This is a genomic window from Streptococcus danieliae (assembly GCF_009767945.1).
GTDB classification, from domain to species: domain Bacteria; phylum Bacillota; class Bacilli; order Lactobacillales; family Streptococcaceae; genus Streptococcus; species Streptococcus danieliae.
The window spans coordinates 1-11,422 of sequence record NZ_WSRS01000060.1; the positions used below are offsets into that span (position 1 = coordinate 1).

Sequence of the window (11,422 nt, forward strand, 5' to 3'; positions counted from 1 at the left end):
TCCTTACAATTCCTTGTCCGATTAATACACACATTCAAACTCTGCTTTGGAGTTTACACAAAATTCTTGACACACCCGCCTTACTCTCTTCTGATAAGAGAAAATACAACGTATTAGCTATATCTTCTGCTGTAACATACCTGTTAAGAGGCTGACGTATCTGAAGTCGACGCATCCATGGTTCAAATGATTCATTTTCGATTCGAAACATTGGGATTAAACTATTTACTCTAAAATCCACTTCTATTTGAAATTGCTCTTGTTTAAAACGATCAAGCACGATTTCCATTTGTGAGAAAACATACTTAAGTTCTTTCATACAAGGAATGATCCTCTCATTTGGAAACATCAGTAAAATTACCACTACTACTTCTTCATTATTAGAACTTCCAACTCTATCTTTATATATAAACGAATCAATAATGTTTCTACATATGTTTGATAGCTCTGTTACATCTAGTAGGTCCAAGTTAATTCCAAGGATAATTTTAGAGCTATCTGTAATAGAATTTTGCCATTCTACTAAATCTCTATCTAAAGTGTTTCGAGAAATATCTGTGATGCCTTCTCTAACATCAGTAAATCTATCTCTATCTAATAAAATCCTCCTAGCTCTTTTCTTCTTCAGTTTTAACAACTGTTCAATATAGTCTAGTAGACCATTATCAAAACCAAATATAGTCACCATCTTCTACAATCATCAAGATTAGAACTATTCTTAACTAATAGAATAAGTAAACAAAGAATGACAATAAAGCCAAAATTCTAATCATGTCTGCCCCCTCCTTCAAATGATAGACTAATTATACAAATTACAAAAAAAAGAAGAACAGGACATTAATGTCGCTATTCTTCTTTTTGCTTAAAATCATTCTCTTTTTCAATTTCTAATTGTTGCAGGAATAGCTTATCATCCAGCAATTCCCCAAGTAATTTTGCTTGATCATAAAATTGATTTGCCTGTTCTACATCCCCCTCAACAAAAAGAGAGTATCTAGCCTTCGTTAATAGAATCACTGGCTTTCCAGTATACTGCTTGGTTTCTTCAATAACCTGCTCTACCCTATTAATAACTCTCAGTAATTCCCCATAATCCCGAAGTGCAACTTGAATACTGATCAAAAGCAATAAGGTCGAAAGCAGTACTCGATTGTAGATTTCGTCACCACTGATTTTCTGACTCAAGAGCCTGTCTACTAATTGGATTGCCTTTCTATCATCTTGGCTATAATTTTGAGAAAAGAAGTAGTGATAAGACAACAATAACAAATCGTTTGTAGAATAAACTTCCTTTTCTTGAAGCTGTCTAAAATAATCCTCATAGATGACATCTGCTGACATCGAATCATCCAGATTCACACCACTAGCGATGTCCCAAATTCTTTCTAATATATCTAATATAAACAGCTCTTCCTCTGGAAGAATACCATAATAATTTTCATAGATTTTTTCTAAAACATCTCTTTTTTGAGCAATTCTCTCGGGATCTCCATAGGTGCCCATTTTCAAAAGTCGGTATTTTTTCTCCAAATAGTCTGCCGGAAGTTCCAACCGTTCTTACCCTAGGAAGGTTGAGATGTCTATACCTAAAACCCGTGAAAGAAACTCCAGTTTTTCTAATTTGGGTAGGGATTTTCCTGTCTCGATGCGGAGTAATTGTCTGACCGTTAGCTCTGCCTCATCACCACAAAGAGCTTCGCGACTGAGGCCTTGGTTTTCACGTTCCTTGCGAATTCTCAAACCTAATTCTTCCTTGTTAATCATCCACAATCCTCCCAATGTAAGTAGGCTCATTTTAGATTGATTATAACATGAAAACGACCAAATAACCATCGTATTAATTTACCTGTTGTTTTCAAAAATACCCCAGCTGAAAACAGCTGGGGATGAAATCAATTTATTCCTCGTCACGCGCAAATTGGCTTTGATAGAGGTCGTAGTAGAAGCCTTGGTCGGCTAAGAGGCTCGTGTGGGTCCCTTGTTCGATGATTTGGCCTTCTTTGAGGACCAGGATCTTATCGGCTTCTTGAATGGTGGAGAGGCGGTGGGCAATGACAAAGCTGGTCCGTCCTTGCATGAGCGTTTTCATGGCTTTCTGAATCAGCAACTCCAAGCGGGTGTCGACCGAGCTAGTTGCCTCATCCAGGATGAGGATTTTTGGATCGGCTAGGAGGGCTCGGGCGATGGTCAGCAATTGTTTCTGACCGAGGGAGATATTGCTGGATTCTTGGTTCATCTGCATCTTGTAACCGCCTGGAAGGCTGCGGATGAAGTAATCCACGTTGGCCGCCTTGGCGGCTGCCACGATCTCCTCGTGGGTCGCCTCTAAGTTCCCGAAGCGTAGGTTCTCCTCGATGCTAGCCTCGTACAGCCAGGCATCCTGCAGGACCATCCCGAACTGCCGGCGGTAGTCCTGGCGGTCAATGTTGCGTATATCCCGGCCGTCGACCCGGATTGCCCCGCCATCCACATCATAGAAGCGCATGAGCAGGTTGATCAGGGTCGTTTTGCCAGCCCCTGTTGGACCAACAATGGCCACCATTTGGCCTGGTTCAACGTCTAGGTTAAAGTTTTGAATCAGTGGTTTGTCCGCACTATAGCTAAAGGAGACCTGGTCAAAGGTTACCTGACCGCTAAGCGGTTGGGCCAGGGCTGTTTCACCAGTCTCGCTTTCTGCGGGCTGATCCAAGACTTGGAAAATCCGATCCAGGGAGGACTGGGCACTTTGGAGCTGGCCAGAGATCTGGGTCAGAATTTGTACGGGTTGGCTGATTTGCCAGACATACTGGACAAAGGCCTGCATGTTCCCGATGGTCAAGCGACCCGCCAAGACCTGGAGACCGCTGAGAAAGGCGATAATGACATAGGCAAAGTCGGATAATCCGTGGAGGAGGGGAGCCATAAGACCGGAGCGGAAGCCAGCTTGGAAGCCAACTTCTTCTAGCTCATCCACGATGGCTTGAAATTCCTCCACGGTCTCGTCTTCACGGCCATAGAGTTTTACAATCTGGAAACCAGTCAGGTGCTCCTGCACAAACCCATTTAATGTTCCCACAATATCGGCTTGACGCTTAAAGGAAGGTTGGGAAAACTTGAGAATTCTGCTGGATGTAAAATAGGTCAGCGGGATAATCAGGGTCACGACCAGAGCTAGAGGCAGATTGATGGAATAAACCATCGCCAACACCAAAACAATGGTGACAATGGCATTGATAATCTGTAAAAAGCTTTGTTGGAGGGCATTTGAGACGGTTTCGACATCTGTCGTGAAACGTCCGAGCAAATCTCCAAACTGCTGGCGATCAAAGTAGGAAACGGGCAGGTGGTTGACCTTGTGGCTCAACTCCTTACGCAGGTCGCCAACGGTCGCCTGCACCGCATTGGTCATAAAGTAGTTAGCATAGTAGGCTCCAACTGAATACAGGGTTCCCCGGATGAGGTAGAGGACCAGAATCCAGAAGATATAGGAAACATTGAGGCCACTGGCCTTCCCTTGAGCCATATCGAGGAGATTCTGGGTCAACTCTGTGATGGCCAAACCCAGCACAAAGGGCTCCAAAACGGACATAACAATGCTGAGAACCTTGAAAGCCACCGCTAGATAAACACTCGCCCGGTAAGCACGCAGATAGGTCCAGAGACGTTTGAAGTTATTTTCTTTCACAATCTACTCCTCCCCTCTATTCAGCTGCGAATTTGCGATTTCACGATAGATTGTATTGGTTTCCAGCAATTCCTCATGGGTTCCACGACCCACAATTTCACCCTTATCCAAAACAATAATTTGATCGGCATCCATGATCGTTCCAACCCTTTGCGCCACAATCAAAACGGTTGCGTTCTGGGTCACTTCTTTGAGTCTGGCCCGCAAAAGGGCATCGGTTTTGTAATCCAGGGCGGAGAAGGAGTCGTCAAAGATGTAAATCTCTGGTTCCTTCACCAAGGCACGAGCAATCGACAAGCGTTGCTTTTGACCACCGGATAGGTTGCTGCCGCCTTCGGCTAGATGGGTTTCAAACTGGTCTTCCTTACTTTGAATAAACTCCAAGGCTTGGGCCACGTCAGAGGCGCTCTCCAAGTCTTCCTGATCAGCCTGGGCATTCCCGAAGCGTAGGTTTTCGGCAATGCTACCGGTAAATAAGAGCGCCTTCTGCGGAATAAAGCCAATCTTCTGGCGGAGGGCTTTCAGGTTATAGGAACGCACATCAACCCCATCGATCAAGATCCGCCCCAAGGTTACGTCAAAGAAGCGGGGGATCAACTGGACCAAGGAAGATTTCCCTGAACCCGTAGAGCCAATAAAGGCAATGGTTTGACCTGGCTGGGCCTTGAAGGAAATATCGTGTAAGACCGGATTTTCCGTTTCACCCGGATAGGCAAAAGTCACCCGATCAAACTCCAAGTAGCCCTTGGTCTCTGTTTCCGTCACTCCGTCTTCATTAGGCGAAATCGACAGGGGCATATCCATGATCTCCTGAAGACGGCGAGCAGAAACGGCTGTCCGGGGATACATGGTGAAGAGACCTGCCAACAGCAAGCAGGATAAGAGGGCATGGAAGCTGTATTCAATAAAGGCCACCACCACCCCAATTTGAATCTGCCCCTGGTTCAAAGGAGCCAGGGCAAACCAGACAATAGCCACAATCATCGCAATAATAATCTGGGCAAAGAGGGGGTCGGTCAAACCGGTCAACTTAAAGAGCCGGTTGGAATTGGCCTGGTAACGGTCATTTTCCTGGGCAAAGCGGTCCTCTTGAAACGCTTCGCGCCCAAAGGCCCGAATCACGCGCAAACCGGTCAAATTTTCCCGGGCAAAATGGTTGATCCGGTCCAAACTTTCCTGTTGTTTCTCCGATAGCGGACGGCTGGCCACCGCCACATACCAAATCACCAAGACCAAGAAAGGAATGGAAAAGGCCACAATCCAACTCAAGGACGGGCTGGTCACAAAGACCATCACCAAGCTTGACAACAACATCAAGGGAGTAATCACCCCAAATTTCAAGGTCTGATCCGCAAACTGCATCAGGGTGAAAGCATCACTGGTAATCCGAGTTACCAGAGAAGAAACCCCGATTTGTTCGTATTCCTGGTGGGAATAGTACTGGAGCTGCTTGTAAATATCCAAACGCATATCGCGGATCATCTTATTGGTCAAACGACTACCGGCATAGGTCTGTAAAAAACGACCCAAGATGCCAACTAGGATCGTGACCAGCATCACGAAGCCCCAGAAATAAATCCGGGACTCGTCTTCGGCCACAATTCCCTGGTCAATCATCCGTGCCAAAAAAGTCGGCAAGCCCAGGTTGACCATTACAAATAAGGTCGCTGCAAGAATATCTAAAGCTAGCAGCTGGGGATGTTTTTTTAAATAATTCCAAATGTAAAGCAATGCATCTCCTTTCAAAATTCTAGCTAGGCTGATTCTGTTACTCTGCCTGTAACTCTTTCTGAGCCTGATCCAAGAACAACAAGGCTTCTAGGGGAGTCATCTGGCTCAGATTGACAGTTTTTAGTTGTTCCAATAGGGGGTGGGGCTGGACCGGCGGAGCTTCTGGAACCAGGAAGAGATCCAGTTGCCCAGTCTGGGGACGCACATCCTGGCTTTCCAGTCCATCCAGAATGACCTGGGCTCGCGTCAATAGTTCCCTGGGGAGACCGGCAATTTTCGCCACGTGAATCCCATAAGACTGGTCGGCCGGGCCGGGTTCAATCTTGTGGAGGAAAGTCACTGTTCCACCTTCTTCTAAGGTGGCAACGTGGACATTGGCCAGACCCGACAGATGGTTTTCGAGGTCCGTTAACTCATGGTAGTGGGTTGCAAAGAAGGTTTTGGCTCCCACTTTATCATGAATGTATTCAATCAAGGCTTGGGCCAAGGCCATACCATCGTAGGTTGCTGTCCCACGGCCCAGCTCATCAAAAAGAATCAGCGACTGGGGGCTAGCGTGCTGGACGGCTTGATTGGCTTCCATCATCTCGACCATAAAGGTAGACTGGCCGGAAACCAAATCGTCAGCCGCCCCAATACGGGTAAAGATGGCATCAAAAATGGGGAGGTCAGCCTCCTTGGCCGGAACATAGGAGCCTAACTGAGCCAGGATCACCATAATCGCGATCTGACGCATATAGGTCGATTTCCCGCTCATATTTGGGCCGGTAATCAACTGGATCCGATCCTCGGGCGCCATAACCAGGCTGTTGGGAATATAGGACTGACGGCCCAAGACTGCTTCAACCACCGGATGGCGACCTTCCAGCACATGAATCTGCCCCGTCTGGTTAAAGGTCGGCTTGACCCAGAGCTGGCTTTCGGCCACAAAAGCCAGACTTTGCAAAACATCAACACTGGCCAAGGCCCCGGCCAAACTTTGCAGGCGCGGCATATACTTGGCAACTTCTTCCCGGATCCGCATAAAGAGATCGTACTCCAATTGCGATGATTGATCCCGAGCCTCCAAAAGCTGGCCTTCAATTTGCGCCAGTTCCTGACTACCGAAGCGCTCCGAATTTTTCAGCGTCGCTTTGCGGTAAAAGTGGTCGGGCACATGGCTGAGTTGGGACTGGGTGACATGGAAATAGTAACCATCCTTGCGGTTGTAATCAATCTTGAGATTGTTAATCCCTGTCGCCTGACGTTCCCGGCTCTCCAAATCCGCCAGCCAGGAGGTCCCTTCCCGCAAAGCCTTGCGGTATTGGTCTAGCACGGGATCAAAGCCAGTCTTGATCAGACCGCCATCCATAAGTTGGTTGGGAGCCTCCGGGTCGATGGCCGCATCAATCAAGGCATAGAGCTCTTCCAAGGGATCCAAGCCCTGAACCAGGGGCTCCAAGGCCGCTTGCTCCAGACTCAATAAGAGTTGCCGGATTTGCGGCACCTGCCCCAGGGTTGCCGATAGTTGCAAGAGATCCTTGGGCAGGGTCTTCCCAAAGGACACCCGACTCACCAGACGCTCAATATCATAGACCCCCTTCAGGCTCTCAACCAAGTCCTGGCGTTCAAAAAAGGCCTCCAGCAAGATCGTCACCTGCTCCTGCCGTTGCTCAATCTTATCCTTGTCCAAGAGCGGCTGTTGAATCCAGCGGCGTAACAGCCGCAACCCCATGGCCGTCCGTGTCTGGTCCAAAACTCCTAATAAAGACCCCTGCTTCTTGCCCGTTCGCGCATGCTCGGTTAGATCTAGGCTTTGTTTGGTCGCAAAATCCATGCGGAGGGAGTCCGCAATTTGGTAGACCTCAACCGGCTTCAAATGGTCCAGATCCCGCATTTGTGTCTGGTAAATATAGGCCAACAGACTAGCTGCTGCCAAAAAGACCAACTCTGACAAGGTCGACGGTAGGAGGGGACTGGCATCCAAGGGCTTGTCCACCCAGGAAACCAGGAGCTGCAACTGCTGGCTCAAAAGGGCTTCTTGCTCCTCTGAAACCTGGCCCGCTAGCACCACTTCCTTGGCCTGGAGATTACGGATTTCACTCAAGACCAAATCCCAACGATCCAGCTGGGTCACTCCAAATTCCCCGGTAGCCAAATCCAGATGAGCTAGGCCAAAGCCCTGCCCCTTGCTATAAAGGGCTACTAAGAAATTATTCTGGCCATCCCGGCTAGGACCATCGAGACTGGTCCCTGGCGTGACAACCTGAACAACCTCTCGCTTAACCACGCCCTTGGCCTGTTTGGGATCCTCCATTTGCTCGGCAATCGCAACCTTGTAGCCCTGCTCAATCAGGGTATCAATGTACTGCTGGGCTGAATGGTAGGGAACGCCTGCCATAGGAATAGGATCCGCCGCATTTTTATTGCGTGAGGTAATGGAAATCTCCAAAATCTGCGCCGCCCGAGTCGCATCCTCATAAAAAAGTTCATAAAAATCCCCCATGCGGAAAAAGAGGAAGGCATCGGGGTAATCTTTTTTCATATCGACATACTGCTGCATGCCTGGTGATAGTTTATTTTGACTCATAGATCCTCCTCAACATAGGAGCGGATATCCTGCTCAAGGCTGGCACCATCTTGACTGGAACGCGTCACCACCAACAAGGTGTCAGCTCCTGCAATGGTTCCCAAAATCCGCGGATCGCCACTGGCATCTAGGCTATTGGCCAAAACCGAGGCTTCACCCAGACCAGTATGCAAAACCAGGTTGAAATCAACCCGGTCAATTTTCTGCACATAAAGGGCCGCATCCGCCAATCCAGATTCAGCCTCAAGCCGCGGCAGACGGTAAAAAGAAGAATCCTGACTGGACATCTGCCGCTCCACCCCCAGCTCCTTCATATCCCGAGACAAGGTCGCCTGGCTCACCACTGCCCCCGCCTCCTTTAAGGCCGCCTGCAGTTCCTGCTGCCGATAAAAGCGCCGCTCTTCCAGCAACTGCCGCATTAAATTCTGTCTTTCTATTTTTTTCATGGTTTTTCCTCACGCATTCTGTTTCAATTATAACAAATTTTTTATCGGCCTGTACCTGTTGGATTTAGGTCCTGCCTTATGATAAAATAAATTAAAAAAGGAGAAATTATGAACCAAAAAGCACTAGTGGCCCAACGGCTAGCAGCTCAAATCGAAAATCTTGATGAAGCAGCCATTTTGGACCTTTTAGAAACCCCTAAATCCTCCGATTTAGGAGACATTGCCTTCCCAGCATTTAGCCTGGCCAAGGTCCTACGCAAGGCACCTGCCGTGATTGCTACAGAGATCGCTGAGGCCATTGACACAACTGGTTTTGAAAAAGTCGTTGCAACAGGACCTTATGTCAACTTTTTCTTAGACAAGGTTGACATGGGAGACCGTATTCTCCGTTCTATTATCGAAGCAAAAGAGACCTACGGGGCTCAAAACATTGGTCAGGGACAAAACATCACCATTGATATGTCCAGCCCCAACATCGCTAAACCATTCTCAGTCGGTCATTTACGGTCCACCGTTATCGGGGATGCCTTGGCCAACCTCTTTAACAAACTTGGTTACACTGCTGTCCGAATCAACCACCTAGGTGACTGGGGTAAACAATTCGGTCTTTTAATTGTAGCCTACAAACTTTGGGGCGATAAGGCAGCTGTTGAAGCCAACCCAATTTCTGAATTGTTAAAACTCTATGTCCGCATCAACGAGGAAATGGAAACCAAGCCTGAACTAGATGAACAAGGACGGGAATGGTTCCTCAAGCTCGAGCAGGGCGACAAGGAAGCCTGGGAACTCTGGGAATGGTTCCGCTCTGAGAGTTTAGTAGAATTCAACCGGATTTATAAGCTGCTCAATGTTGACTTTGACAGCTACAATGGAGAAGCCTTCTACAATGACAAGATGGATGAAATCATTGAGATTCTAGAAGCGAAAAATCTGTTAGAGGAATCTCGTGGAGCATCGATCGTGGATTTGGAGGACTTCAACCTCAACCCTGCCTTGATTAAAAAATCTGACGGGGCAACCCTCTACATCACCCGTGACCTTGCGACTGCTCTCTATCGGAAACGGACCTACGATTTTGCCAAAAATATCTACATTACTGGGCACGAACAATCCGGCCATTTTGCACAGCTCAATGCCGTTTTAGAAAAAATGGGCTATGACTGGGTCAAAGACATGTCCCATATTCCTTTTGGTTTGGTCACCAAAAACAAGAAAAAATTATCAACACGCAAGGGCAATATCATCTTGCTCGAACCAACCATTGTTGAGGCCATCAGTCGTGCTGAGCAGCAAATTGCTGCGAAAAATCCAGACCTGCCCAACAAGGAAGAAGTGGCGCGCCAAGTTGGAGTCGGAGCGATTAAGTTCTACGATCTAAAAACCGACCGCATGAATGGTTATGACTTCGATCTCGAAGCCATGCTTTCCTTCGAAGGGGAAACCGGTCCTTATGTTCAATACGCCTATGCCCGGATTCAATCTATCTTGCGGAAGGCTGACTACCAAGCAGATCCGGAAGCCCACTACCATTTGGAAGACAGCGAAAGTTGGGAAATCGTGAAAATCCTCCAAGACTTCAGCCGCGTGATCGAACGAGCTGCCAACCAGTTCGAACCTTCAATTATCGCTAAATACGCCATCAATCTAGCGCAACACTTTAACAAATACTATGCCCACACCCGCATCCTGGAAGAAAGCCCAGAACGAGAAAGCCGCCTAGCCCTCAGCTACGCAACCGGCCTCGTCCTCAAAGAAGCACTCCGCCTCTTGGGCGTGGAAGCACCTGAACAAATGTAACTTCTACCCAAAAGCACTCGAATGTCTGATTCGAGTGCTTTTTTGGACTGGAAAGGAGACTAGTCTTCTTCAAGATGAAGCACCTTCTTCTCATCAAAAGTCAGATCATAGAGCCATTGGAGATTGAAGAGAGGTGGTACAACACGAGTTTCAAGGACGTGGTCCGTCAGTTGTTTGACGTAGCGATCAACCATGGCTTGGTCTTCAGGCTTTTGTGCAACATCGTGAATCTTGTCAGGTGAAAACTCAACAATATTTGTAATTTTTAATTCAGGTGACAACTGATAAGATATATATGTTTCATTCGCATGATTTGATATACTAAAACTAGTATGAAGTCTTTTAATACCCTCTCCATTTCTATACGAATAAGAGATGCTTTTTGTATAATCATATCTAATACTATTCCCTGGTACAGTATAATGATACCTTCCATCACTTTCTCGCTTCGGTTTAATCATAATCTCTCCCAGACTATAGATAACAACAATTGGAGTCAGGTTTTTATCGGTTTTTTTGGAATGGATATAGTAATAAATTTGATGTCCGCTGAGATTGGTAAAAATATAGATAACGGTGGCAAGTAAAAGTAGGAAGGTACGAATTAATTTTTTGTTTCCTTGTTTTTTCATCAGGATACCTTTCTAGATTACGACTTCCCAGCTCTAATGATCGTTTCCGATAGTACAATCCATCATCTAATGAGAAAAGATAGCCAGAAGCTTGTTTTATTAAGGATTATGGAACATCTACAAACTCCCCGTAAGTTCATTCTTCTTCAAAATGAAGCACCTTCTTCTCATCAAAAGTCAGGTCATAAAGCCATTGAAGATTGAATATCGGTGGTATAACACGAGTTTCAAGGACATGGCCTGTTAGCTGTTTGACGTAGCGATCAACCATGGCTTGATCTTCAGGAGTAGGCTTTTCCTCCGTGATATCATCTGGGGTGTATTTATAAATAGATACTATTTCTAAATTTTGAGACAAACTATAACCCGAATTATTCATAGATAACTAAAAAAACTTCCAGAATCCCTGATAGATCAAGGTTTCTAGAAATTTTTGATTTTCACCCATTGGGTGAGACATATGACTGGACAAAAAAAGGGTTCCCCTTTATGATATAAGCATCAACAAAATCACAATCAGAAAGGAAACCCATATGTTTAGTCTAACAAATAACAGTTCTAAAAACAACACTTTTTCTTTCGA

At 46.4% G+C, this 11,422-nt stretch carries 10 protein-coding genes; 1 reads left to right on the forward strand and 9 read right to left on the reverse strand.

What is annotated here, in order from left to right; all coding sequences use genetic code 11:
* Positions 1-34 precede the first annotated feature (34 nt).
* The 7 genes from E5983_RS06700 to E5983_RS06730 all read right to left on the reverse strand — a co-directional run bounded on the left by E5983_RS06700 (position 35) and on the right by E5983_RS06730 (position 8,410).
* Positions 35-637, reverse strand: coding sequence for a hypothetical protein (locus E5983_RS06700; protein WP_160333107.1), 603 nt, complete (start codon positions 635-637; stop codon positions 35-37).
* 209 nt (positions 638-846) lie between these two features.
* The gene (locus tag E5983_RS06705) at positions 847-1,551 is read right to left on the reverse strand and encodes an XRE family transcriptional regulator (protein ID WP_160333108.1); all 705 of its coding nucleotides are present in this window, start codon (positions 1,549-1,551) and stop codon (positions 847-849) included.
* A 6-nt stretch (positions 1,552-1,557) separates the two neighbouring features.
* Positions 1,558-1,764, reverse strand: coding sequence for a helix-turn-helix domain-containing protein (locus E5983_RS06710; protein ID WP_160333109.1), 207 nt, complete (start codon positions 1,762-1,764; stop codon positions 1,558-1,560).
* 133 nt (positions 1,765-1,897) lie between these two features.
* A complete protein-coding gene (locus E5983_RS06715) occupies positions 1,898-3,664 on the reverse strand; it encodes an ABC transporter ATP-binding protein (RefSeq protein WP_160333110.1) in 1,767 nt (588 codons plus the stop codon).
* A gap of 3 nt (positions 3,665-3,667) precedes the next feature.
* On the reverse strand, positions 3,668-5,395 hold the full coding sequence (locus tag E5983_RS06720) for an ABC transporter ATP-binding protein (RefSeq protein ID WP_160333111.1): 1,728 nt from the start codon (positions 5,393-5,395) through the stop codon (positions 3,668-3,670).
* Between the two features lie 37 nt (positions 5,396-5,432).
* Positions 5,433-7,964, reverse strand: coding sequence for a DNA mismatch repair protein MutS (gene mutS / locus E5983_RS06725; protein WP_160333112.1), 2,532 nt, complete (start codon positions 7,962-7,964; stop codon positions 5,433-5,435).
* Positions 7,961-8,410 (reverse strand): arginine repressor, encoded by a 450-nt coding sequence (locus E5983_RS06730; RefSeq protein ID WP_160333113.1) that lies wholly within the window; start codon positions 8,408-8,410, stop codon positions 7,961-7,963. The genes mutS and E5983_RS06730 overlap by 4 nt, the downstream gene beginning before the upstream one ends.
* 108 nt (positions 8,411-8,518) lie before the next feature.
* Here E5983_RS06730 and argS point away from each other — a divergent pair, with 108 nt between their 5' ends.
* On the forward strand, positions 8,519-10,207 hold the full coding sequence (gene argS, locus E5983_RS06735) for an arginine--tRNA ligase (protein ID WP_160333114.1): 1,689 nt from the start codon (positions 8,519-8,521) through the stop codon (positions 10,205-10,207).
* Between the two features lie 59 nt (positions 10,208-10,266).
* On the opposite strand, the gene E5983_RS06740 is transcribed toward argS, so the two are convergent.
* Both E5983_RS06740 and E5983_RS06745 read right to left on the reverse strand, forming a co-directional pair.
* Entirely contained in the window at positions 10,267-10,839 is a 573-nt protein-coding gene (locus E5983_RS06740) for a hypothetical protein (RefSeq protein WP_160333115.1), read from the reverse strand.
* A 136-nt stretch (positions 10,840-10,975) separates the two neighbouring features.
* Positions 10,976-11,218, reverse strand: coding sequence for a hypothetical protein (locus E5983_RS06745; RefSeq protein WP_160333116.1), 243 nt, complete (start codon positions 11,216-11,218; stop codon positions 10,976-10,978).
* Positions 11,219-11,422 lie beyond the last annotated feature (204 nt).